Source organism: Streptomyces sp. NPDC031554 (genome assembly GCF_055580685.1).
In genome coordinates, this window is sequence record NZ_JBVIKX010000005.1 from 384,767 (window position 1) to 404,955 (window position 20,189).

Consider the following 20,189-nt stretch of genomic DNA (forward strand, 5'->3'; position numbering starts at 1 on the left):
GCCGAGCCCCTGAGCCACCGCGTCACTGCGTGACCTTCTCGATGACCACGCTGCCGAGGCCCGCGACGGTGCCGCGCGCGTTCACCAGCTGGACCTGGCCGAAGAAGGACCGGCCCGCCGGCGCGGGGGCGGCGGCGGTGACGGTCGCGGAGACCGTCGCCGAGGCGCCCGTGGCCAGCTTCACCGGCGTCGACTCGTCGACGCCGACCGTGCCGAGCGCGGACGAGTAGAACACGTCCAGGTAGTCGTACGCGGTGGTGCCGGCCGGCACCGAGTAGCCCGCGACCTCGACGGTGTACGTCCCGGCGGCGGGCGACGGGATGGACACGGCCTCCTCGGAGTCGCCGTCGGCCTGCTGCGCGACCTGGTTGCCGGCCGCGTCGTACACGGCCAGGTCGAGGTCGGCGGAGGCGTCGGAGACACCGCCGATGGAGACGTCCAGGGACTTGGCGCCCGCGGGCACCTCGACCGTGGTCGTCCGGGTCTCGTGCTCCGCGATGGTCGGGCGGTCCGCCTTGGACGAGCCCAGCGGGCCCCCCTGCAGCTTGCCGTCGATGGCGGCGAAGTCGTTCGTCACCTTCCAGGAGACGGCGGCCGGGGTGCCGACCTTCGCCTCGGGCACGGTCACGGTCGCCGGGTCGAAGGCCGCGCCGTACACGGTGACGTCCAGCTTGTAGGGGTTGTCGAGCAGCGGCGACGTGCGGCGCGACTCGACCTCGATCTCCCAGACGCCGGGCTGCGGGTCGGCGTAGGAACGCGTGTCCGGCTTGCAGCCGTTGCCGTCGAGGTAGTTGTTGTAGCAGTAGACGGTGGCGCTGTCCTCGACGGCGACACCGTAGGGGTGGATCGAGATGAACCGGGTCTGGCTCTTGTCCTTCAGCCCGCTCATCGCGACCTCCAGCGACGTCGCGCCCTCGGGCACGGTCAGGAAGTAGTGCTGCGAGCTGTTGCGCTGCACGGTGTTCTTCGCGGAGAACGTGTGCGCCACCGGCGTCGAGACGACGACCGTGTTCAGGATCTGCTTGTCGACGCCCTCGGTCCGCGGGTCGTCGACCTCGAGGATCGCGCTCTTGATGCCGGCGGACTTCGGAGCGGCCTGGACCTTGACGGTCACCGGCTTGTTCAGCGGCAGCTTCACCTCGGTCGAGCCGAGGATCTTGAAGGCGCCGGCCGCGTTGTTCTCCAGGCGCAGCTTGTGGCGGATCACCTTGTCGGCGCCGGTCGTACGGGTGACGGTGACGTCGTAGGTCTTCTTCTGACCGGCCTTCAGACCGCCCTCGCGGTCGTAGATGCCGGTGCCGAAGCCGGGCGTCTTCAGGGCGAAGTCGATCGCGGTGTCGACCGGGGCCTTGACCGTGTACTCGTGGGCGGTGGCGCCGTCCTCGATGGCGTCCCAGGCGTCCACGATGTCGATGGCGCCCGCGCCCTCCTCGTAGGCCTGGAGGCCCTTGATGTGGTCGGCGGTCGAGGTCAGCGCCGTGCGCAGGACGGCGGGCGTCAGCGCGATGCGCTTCTGCTTCGCGGCGCTCAGCAGCAGCGCGGAGGCGCCGGCGGCCTGCGGGGAGGCCATCGAGGTGCCCTGGAGCATCGCGTAGCCGGCCGGCAGCTTGTACCCGGACTCGGCGACCGGGGCGCCCGGCAGCCAGGTCTGGATGGTGTTGATGGCGGCGCCGGGCGCGACCAGGGTCGGCGTGAAGCCGCCGTCCTCACGCGGACCGCGCGAGGAGAACGGCAGCAGGGCGTACTTCTTCTCCACCTGCGAGCCGTAGTTGGCGGCCCAGGTCTCCTTGGAGATGGCCGCGCCGACCGAGATGACCTTGTCGGCCAGGCCGGGGTCGCCGATCGTGTTGGCGCCGGGGCCCTCGTTGCCCGCCGAGATGACGAGCTGGACGCCGTAGGTGTCGATGAGGCGCGTGTACAGCTCGGCGCGCGCGTTGTTGCCGTCGTTCAGCGCCGGGAGGCCGCCGATGGACATGTTGACGATGTCCACGCCGCGGTTCACGACCAGGTCGATCATGCCCTCGGTGAGCGCGACGTTGGTGCAGCCGCCGGTCCAGGAGCAGGCGCGGGAGGAGACGACCTTGGCGCCGGGGGCGGCACCGTTCATCTTCCCGCCGAACAGGCCGTTGGCCGCGGTGATGCCCGCGACGTGGGTGCCGTGCTCGGACTCGATGACGCCGACGTTGACGAAGTCGGCCTTCTTGCCGACCCAGTCGCCGCCGTACGGGTCGGTGGGCACGTCCTTGCGGATCTCGACGACGAACGGCTGCCGCTCGACGACGTCGGTGGCCGGGTCGTCGGTGCCGAAGTAGCCGACCTGGTACCCGTCCTTGTACGGCTTCATCGGCGCGTCGTCGGTGAAGTCGAAGTTGTTGTTCAGGTCGACGCGGACGGTGCCGGCGGCCGGGTCGTAGAGCAGGCCCCAGACGTCGGTGGTGTCGCCGTCGCGGTTGGCGTCGCCCTTGGCGTCACCGGCGGCGGTGAACGACTCGCGGAACAGGTTGACCTGGTAGTCGCCCGCGGGCGCCTTCCAGGACGCGCCGCCGTAGGTGAAGGACGGGCCGCTGACGGGGTTGGTCATCCGGCGCCAGGTGCCGTCGCTGTCGACGATCGGGTCGGTCGCGGTGACCCAGTCGACGATCTTGCGCTCACCGGTGGTGGTCTTCTGGAGCGCCGGGTGCCCGAGGTCCACGCCGGAGTCCAGCACGCCGATGGTGACGCCGCGGCCGTCCGCCTTCGGGTGGTCCTTCACGAAGTCGACGGCGCCCGTCTCGAAGGACGGGTTGTACGGGTTCTCGGCCGGGGTCTTCCGGCCGGGCGCGGGGTACGTCTTCGCGCTCGCGGCGGCACCCGCGCCCTTGGCGGTGTCGGCGCTCGGCGTCGGGTCGTCGAGGGCGATCTCCTGCCGCAGGTCGATCGCGTGCACCGACGACAGCCCGGCCGCGGCGGCGATGGCCGCGTCCGCCTTGGCGGTCGGGACGGTGGCGCGGACGTAGCCGAGCTTGTCGTAGGACCGGCCGACGGAACCACCCTTGACCGCGTCCAGCTCGTCGGCGACCTGCTCGGTCTTCCCGGGCGAGGTGGCGACCATCAGGGTGACGTTCTTGTCGCCGGCGGCCTTGGCGTCGGCGAGGACGTCGGCGTCGTCGGAGCCGAGCTTGTCGGCGGCGGACTTCACGCCCGGGTCGGCGGCCGGGATCTGGTCGGCGGAGAAGGCCAGGGGTATCGGCCCGGCCGCGGACAGCGCGGCCACCAGACCGGCGGCCACGGCTATCCGGGCCGCACGTCTCGCGCCGGGTATCGGTTCGCGCTGGGGGGTGTGGGTCATCGGCATCCCTTGGAGGTGAAGGAACGAGCGAGCGTCACGCGACCGGGCCGTTCCTGCCTGATCGCGGTCGCCGGAATGTGATCCCGGACGATCGCACAGCCTTGTCCAAGGGGCTGATATTTGGTGAGAGTTGACCGAATCGATATGGATGTATGGGGAAAACCCTCTACGCGTCGCCTGTGAGAGGGCTTTCGCCCGACCGGTTCCGGGCGGCCCGTGGTCGCCGGGCGGTCGGCCGGTCGGACGTCGGCCGGGCGGGAGCGGGTGTCGGCCGGGCGGGAACGGGCGCAGGCCGGGTGGAGGTGCGCGTCGGCCGGGCGGGAACGGTCGCGGAACGGGCGGAAGCGGACGCCGGCCGGTGCGGGTCAGGCGTCCTTCGTGCGGGCGTAGTGGCGGGACGCCTTCGCGCGGTTGCCGCAGGCCGCCATCGAGCACCAGCGGCGGGTGCCGTTGCGTGAGGTGTCGAAGAAGTGCAGGACACAGGCCTCGTGCGCGCAGCGGCGGATCCGGTCGGGCGCGGTGCTCAGCAGTTCCAGGTAGTCGCGGGCGGCCAACCAGGCCGGCCCCCAGGCCGCGTCCGCGAACTCCGCCCGCTCGCCGGGGCCTTCGGGGGTGAGGGTGGGCCGGATGCGTCCGTGCTCCAGCACGGCGTCCACCTCGTGCGCCGGCCCGGGGGGCACCGCCGTCCCGGCCGCGTCCGCCGCCCCGCCCCCGCCGGTCCCTTCCCCGTCGGTCCCGTCCACGGCCGCCCTCAGCGCGTCGCGCGCCCGCAGGACGTGGCGCAGGGTGGCCTCGTCGGCGGCGAACCGCCCGTCCAGCCCGTTCGCGGCGAGCCACACCGCCAGCCCGTCCGTGCCGGTCAGCAGGTCCTGGAGGGAGCCGTCCCGCATCCAGCGCGTGTTGAGCAGGTCGAGCGCGAGGGGTTCGCCGGTGAGGGGGCGCGGGTCGGGGGTGGTGGGCATCGAAGGGCTCCTTCCGTGCTAACCAGCAAAGAGTACGTGACCGGTTGACGCGTCCTTCCCTAACCTTTAATGTCATGAACACCGGTTAGAACCGTTGACCCGCCTCCGTCGAAGGGGATCCCCGTCATGACCCTGCGCACCGGCCACGTCGGCCTGAACGTCACCGACCTCGACCGCTCCCTCGCCTTCTACCGGGAGGTCATGGGCTTCGCCCTCGTCGGCGAGGGCGAGGAGGAGGGCCGGCGGTACGCCTTCCTCGGTGACGGCGACCGGCTCGTCCTCACGCTCTGGCAGCAGGCACGAGGGCCGTACGACGCGGGCCGCGCCGGTCTGCACCACCTCGCCTTCGAGGCCGACTCGGTCGAGCGGGTCCGGGAGTACGAGGCGGCCCTGCGGGCCCACGGCGCCGACTTCGCCCACGAGGGCGTCGTCGCCCACCACGAGGGCGCGACCTCCGGCGGCGTCTTCTTCCACGACCCCGACGGCACCCGCCTGGAGATCTCGGTGGCCGACGGGGTGGCGGGGGCTCCGGCGCCCGGCGGGACATCCGCTCCGACCTGCGGCTTCTTCTAGGGGATGGGCCAGGTCATGGACCTCTACCACGCCGGTTCGCGCACCCTCCAGGACCGGCTCGGGGTGCGCGGACTCGCCGACCACGTCGGCCGGTCCGTCGGCGAGCGCATCCGGTTCGCCGCCGCCGCCTTCCTGGAACTCCAGCCGCAGCTGGTCCTGGGGGCCGCCGATCCCGCGAGCGGCGAGGTGTGGGCCTCGGTGGTCGCGGGTACCCCCGGCTTCGTCCGGGTCACCGGGCCCCGGCGGATCTCCGTCGCGGGAGGGCCACCCCCGACCGACCCTCTCGCGACGGCCCTCGCCACCCCCGGCACCCCCGTCGGCACCATCGCCCTCGACCCGCGCACCCGCCGCCGCATGCGCCTCGACGGCCGGCTGCGGTCCGCCCCGCACGGCTTCGCCGTCGAGGCCGACCGGGTCTTCGCCAACTGCCCCAAGTACCTCCAGCGACGGCAGGCGTACGAGACGGTGCCCGATCGGCTCCCCGGTCCGCCCCGGCACGGCACCGGACTCACCCCGGAGCAGGCCGGGTTCGTCGCCGCGTCCGACACCTTCTTCCTCGCCAGCGTGCGCGAGGGCGGTGCCGACGCCAGCCACCGCGGCGGCAACCCCGGTTTCGTCCGGGTCCTCTCGCCGGGCGAACTGGCCTGGCGCGACTACCCCGGCAACGCCATGTTCCTCAGCCTCGGCAACCTCGAGGCCGACCCGCGCGCCGGACTGCTCCTCCTCGACTGGACGACGGGCCGCACCCTCCAGCTCACCGGGCGGGCCCGCACCGAGTTCGGCTCCGACGGCGAGCGCACGGTCCGGTTCACCGTGACGCGGGCCGTCGACACCCCCGCCGCGCTGCCCCTGCGCTGGTCCGCGCCCGAATACTCACCTGCCAACCCGGACCGGGACCGCTAACGTCCCCCTGTGCGCGAGAAGCTGAGGGTGGCGGCCTACGCCGTGTGCGTCCGGGACGGACAACTGCTGCTGGCACGCTCGCCGGCGCCCGACGGCACCCCGGAGTGGGTGCTGCCCGGCGGCGGCATGGAGCACGGCGAGGACCCGTACGACACCGTGGTGCGGGAGCTGGAGGAGGAGACCGGCTACCGCGTCGAGGTGACCGGCCTGCTCGGCGTGGACTCCTTCCGCCACACCTTCCCCCGCAGGAACCTGCGCGGCCCCGTCGACCACCACGGGGTGCGCATCGTCTACGAGGGCCGGGTGACCGGCGGTGAACTCCGTCACGAGATCGGCGGCTCGACCGACCTGGCCGCCTGGCACGACCTGTCGGCCGTACCGGGGCTGACCCGGGTACGGCTGGTCGACGTGGCGCTGCGGCTGTGGCGCGAGCGGCCCGCGGACGGACGGGCGCCGGCCTGAGGAGGAGGGGCCGCCGGGTCGTGCCCGGCGGCCCCTCCTCTCCCCTCCTGGCGCCGCCCGGCCCGTCACGACCGGGGCAGCACCACGACGTACGCCGCCGGATCGCGGTCCCCCGACGCCATCAGGGCGGTCCGCACCACCGCCGCCTGCTGCTCCATCCCCTCCCGGAGCTTCCTCGGCGTGATGTGCACGACCGTGATGCCCAGCCGCTCCAGGTGCTCCCGCTTGCGGGCGTGCTCCGACCACAGCGCGTCCTCGTCCCGGCGGGGTGCCCGCGTGTCCAGCTCCACCGCCACCGCCTGCTCCGGCCAGTACGCGTCCAGTTCCCCCAGGTGCGGGCCGCCGGGCAGCCGCAGGTCCACGTTCCACACCGGGTCCGGCAGCCCGAACCTCCGCACCATCGTGTAGAGGCGGTCCTCGGCGATCGCCCGCCCCTCGGCCAGCAGCGCGTCCACCGCGTCCACCACGTGCGGGCGGCCCAGCAGCTTGGCCCGGGTCAACTCCTCGACGACCGCCGCCGGTTCGCAGTGGCCGGCGCGCACCGCCTCCGACAGCAGCCGCCGTACCGTCCCCGCGTCCGTCAGCTGCGACACCGCGTCCGCCAGGGCGCGCGGCACCGGTGCCACCGGCACCCCGGTGGCCTCCCGCGGCGTCGGCAGGGCCGCGGTGCGCAGGACGTGCGCGCAGCCCGCCGAGCGCAGCCGGCGCAGCCGGGGCACCAGGACGTCGATGCGGTCCAGGGAGGGCAGCGCGGGCGCGGAGGCGAAGCCGTACAGGGTGAGCGCGGCCAGCCCCGTGATCATCGCCTCGCGGTACACGGGCCGGTGCGGCCGCCCCGGCTCCGGCTGGGCCGGCACCCCGGGCGCCGTCACCTCGCGGGCCGCGTACAGCAACACCGCGTGCAGCCGCTCCTCGCTGGTCGGCGGCCCCTGGTGGAGCAGGTGGACGCCCGGCAGGAACCGCTGCCAGGGGCCGCCCGGCCGGCACCGCTCGTTCGTCTCGCCCGGTGACACACCGAGCGAGCGGAGCTGGGCCGTGGTCAGCACGCGCCGCTGCGCGTCCGGGAGGCTGCGCGCGGGGCGGGCGGCGGCCGGGGGGAGGGGGGCGTTGTGGTTCATGCCCCGCAGATTCCCGTCTCCGCGCCCTCCTGTAACCGCTGTGACAAGCCCGTCGAAAAATCCGGACAAGCTCGTCCTAAAGGACGGGTGTTCGGATGCCGAGTAGGAGCCGAAAACCCCTGGTCCCCTCGGTGGGGGCCAGGGGTTACGGTGCGGATCGACTGAATTTCGTAACGGTCACCGTCCGCCGGATTCCAGGCCAAAGGTCGGGCGGGGTGCCGGCCCCGACCACTGCGGGCCGGAACCGTCTTGTCGGACCGGGACTGTCCCGTCGGACCGGGCCGGACCGCCCTGTCGGCAGGAACCATCCCGCCGGCAGGGACCGTCCCGCCGGCAGGACCGCCCCGCCGGCCGGGGCCGTCCCGTCAGTCGGTGCCGGATCCGGCCTCCGCGTCGCACGCCTGCCCGCGCAGCCCCCGCGCCAGGTCGTCGCGCGCCTCCAGCACCAGCCGGCGCAGGGCGGGCGGCGCCGACTCGTGCGCCGCGAGCCACGCGTCCGTCGCCGCCAGCGTCTGCGGGGAGTCCAGCAGGGCCGGGAACAGCCCCTTGACCACGTGCATCGCGATCTGGATGGAGCGCTGCTCCCAGATCCGCCCGATCACCGTGAAGTACTTCTCCGCGTACGGGGCGAGCAGTTCGCGCTGCGAGGGCTGCTGGAAGCCCGCGATGGTCGCCTCGACCAGCGCGTTGGACAGCGCGTCCGACTCGACGAGCTGCACCCAGGCCTGCGCCTTGACCTCCGCGGAGGGCCGGGCGGCCAGACAGCGCACCTGGTGCCGCTTGCCCGAGGCGGTGTCGTCGCGGGCCAGTTCCGCCGCCAGCACGCCCTCGTCGGCGCGGCCGTGCGCGGCCAGCGGCCCCAGGAAGGCCCAGCGCAGCTCCTGGTCCACCTCGAGACCGTCGACCTTCGCCGACCCCTCCAGCAGCTGCTGGAGCAGGTCGAGGTCGGCCGGGCCGGACGCCACCGACGCGAGGAACCGCGCCCACGCCAGCTGGTGCTCGCTGCCCGGCTCCGCCGACCGCAGCTCCGCCAGCGCGCCCTCGGCGAGCAGCCGCTCACCGACCGGCCGCCAGTCGGGCGCCGCGTAGTGCGCCAGCGCCGAGTCCGCCCAGGCGTGCAGCATCTGGAGCACGCCGATGTCGCTCTCGCGCCCGGCGAACCGCAGCACCAGGTCCACGAAGTCCCGCGCGGGCAGCAGCGCGTCCCGCGTCATGTTCCACAGCGCCGACCAGCACAGCGCGCGGGCCAGCGGGTCGCTCAGGTCGCCCAGGGACTCCCGCAGCGCCGCCAGCGAGGTCTCGTCGAACCGGATCTTGCAGTACGTCAGGTCCTCGTCGTTGACCAGGACCAGTTCCGGCGCCCGCGCGCCCGCCAGCTCCGGCACGACCGTCCGCGGCCCCTCGACGTCGGCCTCCGCGCGCGCGTAGCGCACGAGACGCCCGTCGACCCGCCGGTACAGGCCGATCGCCACCCGGTGCGGCCGCAGCTCCGGGTGCGACTCCGCCGCCTCCTGGAGCACCGCCAGCTCGTCGACCCGGCCCTCCGCGTCCAGCAGCACCTGCGGGGTCAGCGAGTTCACCCCGGCCGTCTGCAGCCAGGACCGCGCCCACCCGGCCATGTCCCGGCCGCTGGTCTCCCCGAGCACCGACAGCAGGTCGCCGAGACGGGTGTTGCCGTAGGCGTGCCGCTTGAAGTAGCGGCGGGCGCCCTCCAGGAACGCGTCCTGTCCGACGTACGCCACCAGCTGCTTGAGCACCGAGGCGCCCTTGGCGTAGGTGATGCCGTCGAAGTTGAGCTTGGCGTCCTGCAGGTCGCGGATGTCCGCGGTGACCGGGTGGGTGGAGGGCAGCTGGTCGGCCCGGTACGCCCATGCCTTGCGGCGGTTGGCGAAGGTGATCCAGCCGTCGGTGAAGCGGGTCGCGCCGACCAGCGAGAAGGAGCCCATGAAGTCCGCGAAGGACTCCTTCAGCCACAGGTCGTCCCACCACTCCATGGTGACCAGGTCGCCGAACCACATGTGCGCCATCTCGTGCAGGATCACGTTCGCCCGCGCCTCGTAGGACGCCTGCGTCACCTTGCCCCGGAAGATGTACTCCTCCCGGAAGGTCACCAGCCCCGGGTTCTCCATCGCGCCCAGGTTGTACTCGGGCACGAACGCCTGGTCGTACTTCCCGAAGGGGTACGGGTAGTCGAAGTGGTCGTGGAAGAAGTCCAGGCCCTGCTTGGTGACCAGGAAGACGTCGTCGGCGTCGAAGTGGGGCGCGAGCCCCTTGCGGCACAGGGCGCCGAGGGGGATCTCCAGCGTCGTGCCGTCGCCCAGCTCGCGCGTGTAGGAGTCCGTCACGTAGTGGTACGGGCCCGCCACCACGCAGGTGATGTACGTCGAGATCGGCTTGGTCTCCGCGAACCGCCACACACCGTCGGCGCGCTCCCCGGCGCCGTTGCTCCACACCGTCCACTCCTCGGGCGCCCGCACCTCGAAGCGGAACGGCGCCTTGAGGTCGGGCTGCTCGAAGTTGGCGAAGACACGGCGCGCGTCGGCCGGCTCGTACTGCGTGTAGAGGTAGATCTCGCCGTCCTCGGGATCGACGAAGCGGTGCAGGCCCTCGCCGGTGCGCGAGTAGGCGCACCGGGCGTCGACGACCAGTTCGTTCTCGGCGGCCAGGTCGTCCAGCCGGATCCGGGCGCCGTCGAAGACTTCGCCGGGGTCGAGGTCGCGGCCGTTGAGGGAGACGGCCGTCACGCTCGGCGCGATCAGGTCCGCGAAGCTGGACGCGCCGGGCTCGTTGCAGCGGAAGCGGACGGTGGTGACCGAGCGGAAGGTGCGGGGCTCGCCGCTCCCGTCGCCGGGCGCGTCACCGGTCGCCGACCGCACGTCGAGGGACACGTCGTACCCGTCGACGGACAGCAGGGCGGCCCGCTCCCGGGCCTCGTCACGGGACAGGTTCTCACCGGGCACGGGCGGTACTCCCTCGATGCGGCTGCGCGATGGCTGCGGACAGGACCGATCCTGCCATGTGCCCCTGACGGGCGTCAGCGGGGGAATGAGCGGCGCGTGCCGTGGCGTTCACCGGGGAAACGCTTCCTCCCGAGGAGAGACATGTCGCAGAAGACCCCCGTCGACTTCTGGTTCGACCCGCTGTGCCCCTGGGCCTGGATGACCTCCCGCTGGGTGCTGGAAGTGGAGAAGGTCCGTGACATCGAGGTCCGCTGGCACGTGATGAGCCTGGCCGTGCTCAACGAGGACAAGATCGACGAGCTGCCCGAGGAGTACCGGGACATGCTCGCCACCAAGGCCTGGAAGCCGGTCCGGGTGGTGACCGCCGCCTGGCAGAAGCACGGCGCCGAGGTGCTCGGCCCGCTCTACACCGCGCTCGGCACCCGCTTCCACAACAACGACGAGGGCCCGACCCTGGAGGCCATCGCCGGCGCCCTCGAGGACGCCGGTCTGCCCGCCGACCTCATCGAGTACGCCGAGCAGGAGAACTTCGAGTTCGACGCCGAGCTGCGCGCCTCGCACAAGGAGGGCATCGACAAGGTCGGCCAGGACGTCGGCACCCCCGTCATCGCCGTGCCCGGCGCCGACGGCGAGCAGATCGCCTTCTTCGGCCCCGTCGTCACCCCCGCCCCCCAGGGCGAGGAGGCCGCGCGGCTGTGGGACGGCACGCTGGCGGTCGCCTCCGTGCCCGGCTTCTACGAGATCAAGCGGACCCGCACCAAGGGCCCCGACTTCAGCAACCTGTAGGGGCCGGCCGCCCCGGAAGAAGACCCCCGCGAGTCACGTCCTCGCGGGGGTCCCCTTCTTTCCGCCCGCCGCCGTGAAGGGTGAGGAGACGATCACGAGGCGGGACGCCGTGCGGCGCCTACGGCGCGAGCGGCAGCACGTCGGCGCGGGACTTCGCGGCCAGGTGGCGGCGCTGTACGTCCTGCCGGTCGACGACCTGCCACACGGCCTCGGCGAAGTCGGCCTTCCGGTTGCGGTACTGCAGGTGGAAGGCGTGCTCCCGGGCGTCGAAGACGAGGAGCGGCACGGAACCCCGGCCGACGTCGCCCTGGTGGTCGTAGACCTGTTCGACGATCAGCCGGCCGCTGAGGGGCTCGAGGGCGAGGACGCCCCAGCCGGAGCCCCGGGTGGTCGCGGCGGCCCTGGACAGCCGGGCCTTGAAGGCGGCGAAGGAGCCGAAGGCCTCCGTGATCGCGTCCGACGGCTCGCCCGCCCCGTCCACCGCGAGGGGCTCGCCGCCGCCCCCGCCGGTCAGGGCGGCAGGAAGGCCCTCACCCGGCGTGCCCGGGTGAGGGCCCCGCGCCGGCCGGCCCGGACTCCCGGGTCTCCGTCCGGCGCCGCCGTGCCTACGCCGCCACGGTCGTGTAGTGCGCGGCGTCGCCCTCCACCGGCCGGCTCCGCCTGCCGTCGACGCCCACCGGCACCTCACCGGCCACGGTCACCCGGTGCAGCCGGCGGGGGTGCCGGTCGTAGTTGTCGACGGCGTAGTGCTGGGTGATGCGGTTGTCGAACAGGACGAGCTGGTTCGGCGACCAGCGGTGGCGCAGGATGTTCTCCGGCCGGGTGACGTAGGACTGGAGCAGGTCCAGGATCGTGCGGGACTCGCCCACCGACAGTCCGACGATCCGCTGCGCGAACCCGCCGATGAACAGTCCGCGCTCACCGGTCAGCGGGTGGACACGGACCACCGGATGCGCGGTGCGGTACGTGAGGGACGTGAACCGGGCGCGCTGGGCCGCCCGTTCCTCGTCGATGTCCTCGGTGGGCACCGCGTAGTCGTAGTCGTTGGTGTGCTCCGCCCACAGCCCGTCCGCCAGCCGCCGCAGCGGCTCGGGCAGCTGCCGGTAGGCCGCCGCCGAACTGGCGATCAGCGTCTCGCCGCCGTACGGCGGCAGGGTGAGGCTGCGCAGCGTGCTGGCCTGCGGCGGGTTGAGGACGAAGGTGACGTCGGTGTGCCAGTGGTTGGCGCTGCCCTGCTCGCTGTCGACGGGCAGCACGTTCGGGGCGCCGTCGACGGCGGGCACCGTCGGGTGGGCGGTGGTGAGGTCGCCGAAGTGGCGGGCGAAGGCCTGCTGGCCCTCGTCGTCGAGGTGGACGTCGTCGAAGACCAGCGCCTTGTGGACGTCGAGCGCCTCGCGGAGCGCGGCGACCGTGGCGCCGTCGAGCGGCTTGGAGATGTCGACGCCGAAGACGTGGGCGCCGATGTGCGCGGTGACCTTGCGGAGGTCGAGGGTCATGGCGGGGCCTGCCTTTCAGACGGGAACGGGAGCGGGAGCGGGGACGTACTGGTTGGCGGGGCGCGGGAGGCCGTAGCGCTCGCGCAGGGTGCGGCGGGGGCCGTACTCGGTGCGGAACAGGCCGCGGGCGCGCAGCAGCGGGACGACGTGGTCGACGAAGGCGTCCAGGCCGGACGGCAGCAGCGCGGGCATGATGTTGAAGCCGTCGGCGGCGCCGCGCGTGAACCAGGTCTCGATCGCGTCGGCGACCTGCTCGGGCGTCCCGGTGAAGGTGAGGTGCCCGCGCCCGCCGCCGAGCCGGCCGATCAGCTGCCGCACGGTGAGCCGCTCGCGCCGGGCCAGCTCCACCACGAGCGTGTAGCGGCTCCTGGCGCCCTCGACCGCGTCCTCGGGCGGCAGATCGGCGGGCAGTCCGGCGTCCAGGTCGAGCGTGCCCGGCTCCAGCTGGAGGAGCTGCTCCAGCCGGTGGACGCCGTGCGCGTGCACGATGTGGTCCTCCAGCTCCCGTTCGTGCGCCCGCGCCTCGGCCTCCGTCGAACCGATCACCGGGACGATCCCCGGCAGCACCTTGAGGTGGCCGGGGTCCCGGCCCTCCCGGGCGGTGCGGGCCTTGAGGTCGGCGTAGAAGGCCTGCGCGTCGGCGAGGGTCTGCTGCGCGGTGAACACGGCCTCGGCGTACCGGGCGGCGAACGCCTTCCCGTCCTCGGAGGAGCCCGCCTGCACCAGCAGCGGGTAACCCTGCGGTGCGCGGGGCACGTTGAGGGCCCCCTCGACGCTGAAGTACGTCCCCCGGTGCCGGGGCGGATGGATCTTCGCGTCGTCGCCCCAGACGCCGCCGGCCTTGTCGGCGACGATCGCGTCGTCCTCCCAGCTGTCCCACAGCTTCAGCGCCACGTCGAGGAACTCGGCCGCCCGCGCGTACCGTTCGGCGTGCGCGGGCTCGGCGTCGAGCCCGAAGTTGCGGGCGGCCTCGGCACCGGCGGTGGTGACGACGTTCCAGCCGGCGCGGCCGCCGCTGACGATGTCCAGCGAGGCGAACCTGCGGGCCAGGTTGTAGGGCGAGTTGTAGGACGTGGACGCCGTGGCGATCAGGCCGATGTGCTCGGTCGCCGTCGCCAGCGCGGTCAGCAGGGTGAGCGGTTCCAGCGCCCCGGCCGGCCGCTGGGCGACCGTCCCCCACAGCTGGGGCCCGTCGGCGAGGAACAGCGAGTCGAAGGTGCCGCGTTCGGCGGTCCGCGCCAGACGGACGTGGTGCGCGAGGTCCACGTGGGCGTGGGGATCGCTCTCGGGCAGCCGCCAGGAGGCCTCGTGGTGGCCGGTGTTCATCAGGAACGCGTTGAGGTGGAGTCTTCTCGTGGTCATCGGTGGTCCTCCGTGACGCCCAGGGCGGCGAGCAGCCGTTCGCGGAACTCGCCCAGCAGCGGGTCCCGGTACGAGCGCGGGTGCGGGCGGTCGATGGTCAGGTCGAGGCCGATGCGGCCCCGGTCGAGGACGAGGACCCGGTCGGCGAGCACGATCGCCTCGTCCACGTCGTGGGTGACGAGCAGCACGGACGGCCGGTGCCGCTCCCACAGCTCCCGCAGCAGGGCGTGCATCCGGATGCGGGTGAGGGCGTCCAGCGCGCCGAACGGCTCGTCGGCCAGCAGCAGCTCGGGCTCGCGCACCAGGGAGCGGGCCAGGGCCGCACGCTGTGCCTCGCCGCCGGACAGCTCGTCGGGCCAGGCCCGCTCGCGGCCCGCGAGGCCCACCTCGGCGAGCGCCTCCCGGCCCCGCTCCTCGGCCCGGTCGCCGCCGAGCCCGAGCAGCACGTTGGCCAGCACCCGCCGCCAGGGCAGCAGCCGCGAGTCCTGGAAGACGACCGACACCCGCTCGGGAGCCGTCAGCCGCCCGCTCCCGGTGACCTCGTGGTCGAGACCGGCGACCGCGCGCAGCAGGGTGCTCTTGCCGGACCCGCTGTGCCCGAGCAGCGCCACGAACTGTCCGGCGGGGATGTCCAGGTCGATGCCGTCGAGGACCCTGCGCCCGTCGAAGGAGCGGGTGAGGTCCTCCAGTCGTACGGCGGGACGGGTCAGCTGCTCAGTGTGCGGCGCCATGACAGCACCCTCCGTTCGACGATACGGACCACGCCGTCGGAGACCAGGCCGAGGACGCCGTAGACGACCAGGCCGACGAGGATGACGTCGGACTGGCCGTAGTTCTGGGCCTGGAACATCAGGTAGCCGAGGCCGCTGGTGGCGTTGATCTGCTCCAGGACCACCAGACCCAGCCACGATCCGGTGACCCCGAGCCGCAGCCCGACGAAGAAGCCGGGCAGGGCACCCGGGACGACGACCTGCCGGATGAAGGCGAACTTCGACAGGCCCTGCACCTCGGCGAGTTCGACGAAGCGGTGGTCGATGCCGGACAGCGCGGAGTGCGTGTTCAGGTAGATCGGGACGTAGACGACGATGGCGATGATCGCGATCTTGAAGGTCTCGCCGATGCCCAGCCAGAGGATGAACAGCGGGATCAGGCCGAGCGTCGGGATCGCCCGGTTGAGGTTGACCGTCCCGTCGATCAGCGCCTCCCCGGTGCGGGTCAGCCCCGACGCCAGCGCCAGCAGCACCCCGGCGGTCAGCCCGATCGCGAAACCGGACCCGGCCCGTTGCAGCGAGGTGAGGATGTCGTCGGCCAACGTGCCGTCGGTCCACAGGCGGACCCCGGTCTCCAGCACCGTCCAGGGCGCGGGCACCGCACCGGGATCGAGCCTGCCGGCGGCCGAGGCGGCGGCCCACAGGGCGAGCAGCAGCAGCGGCCCGGTGAGCCGGGCGGCGGGCAGGCGTTTTCCGGGGGCGAGTCCGCGGCGCCGGGTGCGGGACCGCTCGTCGGTGACGGCGGGGGTGCGCTTCTCCGGGGGAGCGGTGGTCACGGTGGTCGTGGTCATGGCGGTCACTTCCGGTACTCGGCCGCTACGGACGCGGCGGCGATGCCCTCGAAGCGGTGGTCGAAGAGCGTGCCGACGTCGAACTCCTTCACGAAGCCGCCCTCGGCGAGCAGATCGGCCGTCTCCTGTTCCCAGGCGATCGCCTCCGTCCAGCTCGGCGGGAACAGCGGCTTGTTGGCGAGCGCGGTGACGGACCGGGCCTGGGCGAGGGTCAGGTTCTGCGTCTTGACGTAGAACTCCTCGTTCCACAGGTCCGGGTGCTCGTACTGCCAGACCTGGCCCCGTGCCCAGAGCGGGACGTAGGCGGCGACCGCGGCGGCCTTGGCCCGGTCGTTCAGCACGGACACCGGCGACCACAGCAGGTTGAGCAGGTCGACGACGTCGGTGGTGACCGTGCGGGCGCCCCTGGACCCGTACTGGGCCAGGTACGCCGGCGCCTGGGTGTTGCCGAGCGGGGCGACGTCGACCTGGCCCGACTGGAGCGCGGTCAGGAACTGGTTGCTGGTCAGCGGGACCAGGTCGACGTCGTCGTACGCCAGGCCGGCCTTCTTCAGCGCCCGCAGCAGCACGACGCCCTGCGCCTGCCCCTGCGAGAAGGCGAGCCTGCGGCCCTCGAAATCCTCGACGGTCCGGATGTCGCTGCCGGGTCTGGTGGCGAAGAGATAGTTCGGCCTGCGCGTGATGTTGATGGCGACGATCTTCGCGTCGAAACCCTGGTAGTGCGCCTGGATCGGCGGAATTCCCGCGTTGTTGGCGACGTCCAGGGATTTCGCGCGGAACGCGTTGATGACGTCGGGACCGGCCCCGATGTTCAGCCAGTTCGACACCTTGAACGGTGGTTCGGGGAGTTTCGCCAGCTTGAACTGGAGTTGCTGGGCGTTCTGGTACGAGGCGATCTTCAGGCCGGTGCCGGCGGGCACCCGGTCGGCGAGCGGGGCCGTGGACGCCCCTTCGGACCCGGTGGCCGCACTGCTCTCGGCGCAGCCGCTCAGCCCGGCGGCAGCGGCGGTGACCCCGAGCAACGAGGTGAGGAAGAGGCGCCGGTCGACGCCGGGCACACGGGAAACGGGCATGGCGGTACTCCTTGGGGGAAAGGCAGGGCGAAGCGCCGCGCGAAGGCGGTGAGCAATACGTGGTCCCGGACGGAAAGACCCGCGGAGGAAATGCGGAGAGCCGCTCGCGGAAAGACCGCGAGATCGCGCTCGGCGATGCGGGTGATGCGGAGGGAACTCACGCAGGAGAAAGTGGGCGCTCGGGGCGCGTCAATGCGTCAGCAACAAAGGGTGCGACAGCTCATGAGGAAATTTTCCTGTTCCCGGACGATGTCTGTCAACATTCGGAGTTTCTGAATTAATGGGCCTCGGACGGCGCGGGCCGCGCGTCCCCGCACAGCAGGCCCAGCGGGTTCCGGTAGAGGACGTCGAGCGCCACCGCGCCGCCCGCCACCGCGAGCACCGTGTCCGGGAAGCTGGTCGGCGCCACCGTCGCCGCCCGCTCCGCCCCGGCCTCCGCCCGCAGCGCCGCCAGGCAGTCCTCCCGGTGCACGGCGCCCACCTCGGTGACGACGACCCTCTCCGGGTTGAGCACGTCCAGCAGCAGCCCGGCCGCCCGCCCCGTCATCCGTGCCCGCTCCAGCAGCAGCCGTACGGCCCGTGCGTCACCGCCGGCGGCCGCGGCCACCACGTGCATGGGGTTGGTCCCGTCGGTCACTCCGGCCGCACGGGCGCGCCGGCACAGCGTCCGCTCGCTCAGCTCCGCCTGCAGGCAGCCGGTGCGCCCGCAGTCGCACGGCTCGGTGCCGCCGGCCAGCGGCAGGTGCGCGATGGCGCCGGCCTGCGAACGCGGCCCGTGGTGCACCTCGTCATGGGTGGCGAACGCCGCGTCGACCACGTTCCCGACGAACAGGTGCAGCACGCTGCTGCTGCCGCGCGCCCGCCCGAACAGCCGCTCCGCGTTGACCAGCGCCCGCGCGTGCCCGTCCACGTGGACCGGCAGCCCCGTGCGGTCGCCGACCAGCTCCCGCACCGGTACGTCGCGCCAGCCCAGCAGCGGATGCTCGACGACGGTCCCCGAATCCCGGTCCACCCAGCCGCCCACGGCCACGCCCACCCCCAGCGGACGGCGGCCGGGCGCCTCGGCGAGCAGTTTGGCCAGCCCTTCGGCGGCCCGCGCCAGCACCCCGGCCGGCCCGGTCCCCCGGTGCTTGAACTCCCGCCTGGCCACCACCCGTCCGCGCAGGTCCAGCAGCGCGACCGTGGTGTACGGCACGGCCACGTGCACCCCGCACACCGTGAAGCGGGTGTCGTCCACGTCCACGGGGACGTGCGGCCGGCCGACGCCGTTGCTGCGCCGCGGCAGGTCGGTCTCCCGGACCAGCCCGAGCCCGGCGAGGCGTGCGCAGTGGTCGGTGACCGAGGCCGGGGACAGCCCGGTCAGCCTGGCGACGGTGCTGCGCGCCACCGGTCCGTGCTCCAGCACGGACCGCAGGATCACACTGGCGCTCGTACGCCGCCGGTCGCGGTCGGCGACCCGGGTGACGGGGGAGGGGACGAGGGGAACTGTCGCGGTACGGGGCATGGGGATTCCTCACGGGCCGGTCCGACACTGCGCCGTCGTCTGCGAGGCGTCACGGATCGGCTCCGCCCGCCTCACACCGGAGGGCGACAGGCGGCCGCGCCCACGCGTCGCAGGTCGACGTGGCGACGCGACGAGAAGTTCCGGGCCTGGGCAACCATGTGCCCGAAGCTAACAAAGCGGCCGACCGCTGCCCAGACGGCGACCGACGGGTGAGACGGCCACGGCCCGGCGCCGGGCCGGCGGACGGTTCGGCGGGCGGCCGGGGCCGCTGCCGGGAGGTGCCGTGCCCGCCGACGGCACGATGGGGGGAACCCCGCGGACGTCCGCCGTCCGCCCCGCGTCGCCGCCGCCACGGCGCCTCAGTGACCAGGATCACGCCGCCCCGCGTGTAACCGGCGGCCTTTGTCCGGAGCCCACCAAGGCGCCGCTCGCCCGTTTGTCGACGGCTGACGGTGATCGGGCCGAGGCCGCTGGGATAGCGTCACGGTGTCCCCAGCCCCACCTATCTCCGCGGAGACCCCATGAGCACCGCCGCCACCCCCGTCAGCCCCGGACGGGTCCTCGCCGACCTCATCCCGGCCTCCCGCGTCCGGGACGTCGCGCTCGTGCTCGGCGGTGCCGTGCTCACCGGTCTCGCGGCCCAGATCGCGGTCCCCGTGCCCGGTTCCCCGGTGCCGGTGACCGGCCAGACGTTCGCCGCCCTGCTGGTCGGCACCACCCTCGGCGCCCGGCGCGGCTTCCTCTCCCTCGCCCTCTACGCCCTGGCCGGCGTCGCGGGCGTGCCGTGGTTCGCGGAGGGCGGGTCCGGCGCGGCCGCGGTCTCCTTCGGATACGTCCTCGGCATGATCCTCGCCTCGACGCTGGTCGGCGCCCTGGCCCGCCGCGGCGCCGACCGCTCGGCCCTGCGCATGGCGGGCGCGATGCTGGTGGGCGAGGCGGTCGTCTACGCCGTCGGCGTGCCCTACCTCGCCCTCGCCGCCGGTCTCTCCGCCTCCGCCGCGATCGCGGCCGGCCTCACCCCCTTCCTGATCGGCGACGCCCTCAAGGCCGCCCTGGCGATGGGCCTGCTGCCCGCCGCCTGGAAGCTCGTCAAGCGCTAGACGCGACAGCCCCGTACGGGGAAGCCGTCGGCCCCGTGCCGGGGTCCGTCGGCCCGTACGGGGGATCCGTCGGAAGGAGGCCCGCCCGGTCGCACCGCGAGGTGGACCGGGCGGGCCTCCTGCGTGTCCGGACGGTACGGCCTCACCCCTGCCGGGGCTCCGGCCGCCGCCTGGACCACCACAGCCCGGCGGCACCCGCGGTGAGCAGGGCCGCGCCGAGGGCGCCGAGCGGCACGACGTCCCGTCCGGGAGCGCCGGTGCGCGGCAGTTCGCCGCCGCGCGGTGCCGCGGGCGTGTTGTCGGTGCCCAGGAGCAGCGGGGTGGCGGGCGCGTTCGGCGACGGGTTCGTCGTGCCGAACGGCACCGGCCCCTGCTGCCAGTACGTCTTCGACCCGTCCGGGGTCTGGACGGGCAGGCAGATCTTCCCGGTCCTGCCGAGATCGAAGGTCGCCTCGACGGCGTACGACTTCGAGGTCCCGGCCGCCAGGCCGCCGATGGAGCAGGAGAAGCCGCTGCCGGAACCTTCCGGGAGGTCTCCTTCCGCGATCGGCGCGCACCCCCGGACGCTTTTGACCGTCAACCCGTCGAAACCGACGATCAGAAGCCGAATGGTGCCGCTTTCCCTCGTTCCCCCGTTCTTCACCGTGGCGGTGATCGACGTTTTCCGTGACGCGTTGGCGACCGAGATCCTCTCGGGCAGCAGCGTGGTCAGTTCGACGCCCGCGGGCGCCTGGTCGACGGCCTTTCCCCCTTTTCCGCTCGCGGGTCCCCGATCTTCCGCCGTGGCCGGGACCGCGAGGATCATCACTGCCGAGAAAGATGCCGTGACCAGCGTTCCCGCGACCGTCCTCATGCGAAGAGAACTCATGTTCGCCCCCCTTTGCCGCGCCTGAATACGCAGTACTCGAAGAGGTACCACAAGATTTCTCCGCACTATGCTGGAGTGGCGTGAAGTGTGACCATTGTGTTCCACAAGAAGGGCGAAGGAGGGGGTGTGGAGC

Annotated in this window: 16 protein-coding genes and 1 pseudogene; 5 read left to right on the top strand and 12 right to left on the bottom strand. The window is 73.0% G+C overall.

Going from position 1 to position 20,189, the window contains the following annotated elements; translation table 11 throughout:
- Positions 1–22: 22 nt before the first annotated feature.
- Together ACZ5FU_RS16475 and ACZ5FU_RS16480 are read right to left on the bottom strand one after the other, a co-directional pair.
- Complete coding sequence (locus ACZ5FU_RS16475; protein WP_469045477.1) at positions 23–3,328, bottom strand: S8 family serine peptidase; 3,306 nt, start codon at positions 3,326–3,328, stop codon at positions 23–25.
- A 365-nt stretch (positions 3,329–3,693) separates the two neighbouring features.
- Positions 3,694–4,290, bottom strand: a complete 597-nt coding sequence (locus ACZ5FU_RS16480) for a CGNR zinc finger domain-containing protein (protein WP_468836221.1) — start codon at positions 4,288–4,290, stop codon at positions 3,694–3,696.
- Positions 4,291–4,416: 126 nt separating this feature from the next.
- Between ACZ5FU_RS16480 and ACZ5FU_RS16485 the strand changes: the two genes are divergently transcribed.
- The 3 genes from ACZ5FU_RS16485 to ACZ5FU_RS16495 are packed head-to-tail and all read left to right on the top strand — an operon-like array spanning position 4,417 to position 6,228.
- Complete coding sequence (locus ACZ5FU_RS16485) at positions 4,417–4,863, top strand: VOC family protein (protein WP_468836217.1); 447 nt, start codon at positions 4,417–4,419, stop codon at positions 4,861–4,863.
- Positions 4,864–4,878: 15 nt separating this feature from the next.
- A complete protein-coding gene (locus tag ACZ5FU_RS16490; RefSeq protein ID WP_469045478.1) occupies positions 4,879–5,766 on the top strand; it encodes a pyridoxamine 5'-phosphate oxidase family protein in 888 nt (295 codons plus the stop codon).
- Positions 5,767–5,775: 9 nt separating this feature from the next.
- Positions 5,776–6,228, top strand: coding sequence for an NUDIX hydrolase (locus ACZ5FU_RS16495; RefSeq protein WP_468643947.1), 453 nt, complete (start codon positions 5,776–5,778; stop codon positions 6,226–6,228).
- A 65-nt stretch (positions 6,229–6,293) separates the two neighbouring features.
- Here ACZ5FU_RS16495 and ACZ5FU_RS16500 read toward each other — a convergent pair whose 3' ends face one another.
- Together ACZ5FU_RS16500 and pepN are read right to left on the bottom strand one after the other, a co-directional pair.
- On the bottom strand, positions 6,294–7,346 hold the full coding sequence (locus tag ACZ5FU_RS16500; RefSeq protein ID WP_451526712.1) for a hypothetical protein: 1,053 nt from the start codon (positions 7,344–7,346) through the stop codon (positions 6,294–6,296).
- A gap of 365 nt (positions 7,347–7,711) precedes the next feature.
- Positions 7,712–10,306 carry an aminopeptidase N gene (gene pepN / locus ACZ5FU_RS16505; protein ID WP_468643945.1) on the bottom strand — a complete coding sequence of 865 codons (2,595 nt, stop codon included), beginning with the start codon at positions 10,304–10,306 and terminating at the stop codon, positions 7,712–7,714.
- Between the two features lie 141 nt (positions 10,307–10,447).
- Here pepN and ACZ5FU_RS16510 point away from each other — a divergent pair, with 141 nt between their 5' ends.
- Positions 10,448–11,092: a mycothiol-dependent nitroreductase Rv2466c family protein gene (locus ACZ5FU_RS16510; RefSeq protein WP_468643943.1), complete on the top strand. Its 645-nt coding sequence runs from the start codon at positions 10,448–10,450 to the stop codon at positions 11,090–11,092.
- Positions 11,093–11,210: 118 nt separating this feature from the next.
- Here the strand turns inward: ACZ5FU_RS16510 and ACZ5FU_RS16515 are convergent.
- From ACZ5FU_RS16515 to ACZ5FU_RS16545, 7 genes and pseudogenes are all read right to left on the bottom strand, one after another.
- Positions 11,211–11,606 (bottom strand): annotated as a pseudogene (locus tag ACZ5FU_RS16515) (superoxide dismutase); the annotation flags it as partial.
- 91 nt (positions 11,607–11,697) lie between these two features.
- Positions 11,698–12,588, bottom strand: a complete 891-nt coding sequence (locus ACZ5FU_RS16520) for a TauD/TfdA dioxygenase family protein (protein ID WP_451526715.1) — start codon at positions 12,586–12,588, stop codon at positions 11,698–11,700.
- 15 nt (positions 12,589–12,603) lie between these two features.
- A complete protein-coding gene (locus ACZ5FU_RS16525) occupies positions 12,604–13,950 on the bottom strand; it encodes an LLM class flavin-dependent oxidoreductase (RefSeq protein WP_451775822.1) in 1,347 nt (448 codons plus the stop codon).
- On the bottom strand, positions 13,947–14,681 hold the full coding sequence (locus tag ACZ5FU_RS16530; RefSeq protein WP_451526717.1) for an ABC transporter ATP-binding protein: 735 nt from the start codon (positions 14,679–14,681) through the stop codon (positions 13,947–13,949). Before ACZ5FU_RS16530 ends, ACZ5FU_RS16525 begins: the two co-directional genes overlap by 4 nt.
- Positions 14,657–15,511 carry an ABC transporter permease gene (locus tag ACZ5FU_RS16535; protein WP_469045479.1) on the bottom strand — a complete coding sequence of 285 codons (855 nt, stop codon included), beginning with the start codon at positions 15,509–15,511 and terminating at the stop codon, positions 14,657–14,659. Before ACZ5FU_RS16535 ends, ACZ5FU_RS16530 begins: the two co-directional genes overlap by 25 nt.
- A 5-nt stretch (positions 15,512–15,516) precedes the next feature.
- Complete coding sequence (locus ACZ5FU_RS16540) at positions 15,517–16,584, bottom strand: ABC transporter substrate-binding protein (RefSeq protein ID WP_451775817.1); 1,068 nt, start codon at positions 16,582–16,584, stop codon at positions 15,517–15,519.
- A 277-nt stretch (positions 16,585–16,861) separates the two neighbouring features.
- A complete protein-coding gene (locus ACZ5FU_RS16545; protein WP_469045480.1) occupies positions 16,862–18,088 on the bottom strand; it encodes an ROK family protein in 1,227 nt (408 codons plus the stop codon).
- A gap of 521 nt (positions 18,089–18,609) precedes the next feature.
- Between ACZ5FU_RS16545 and ACZ5FU_RS16550 the strand changes: the two genes are divergently transcribed.
- The gene (locus tag ACZ5FU_RS16550; protein ID WP_451526721.1) at positions 18,610–19,188 is read left to right on the top strand and encodes a biotin transporter BioY; all 579 of its coding nucleotides are present in this window, start codon (positions 18,610–18,612) and stop codon (positions 19,186–19,188) included.
- A gap of 142 nt (positions 19,189–19,330) precedes the next feature.
- On the opposite strand, the gene ACZ5FU_RS16555 is transcribed toward ACZ5FU_RS16550, so the two are convergent.
- Positions 19,331–20,056: a hypothetical protein gene (locus tag ACZ5FU_RS16555; RefSeq protein WP_469045481.1), complete on the bottom strand. Its 726-nt coding sequence runs from the start codon at positions 20,054–20,056 to the stop codon at positions 19,331–19,333.
- Between the last annotated feature and the right edge of the window lie 133 nt (positions 20,057–20,189).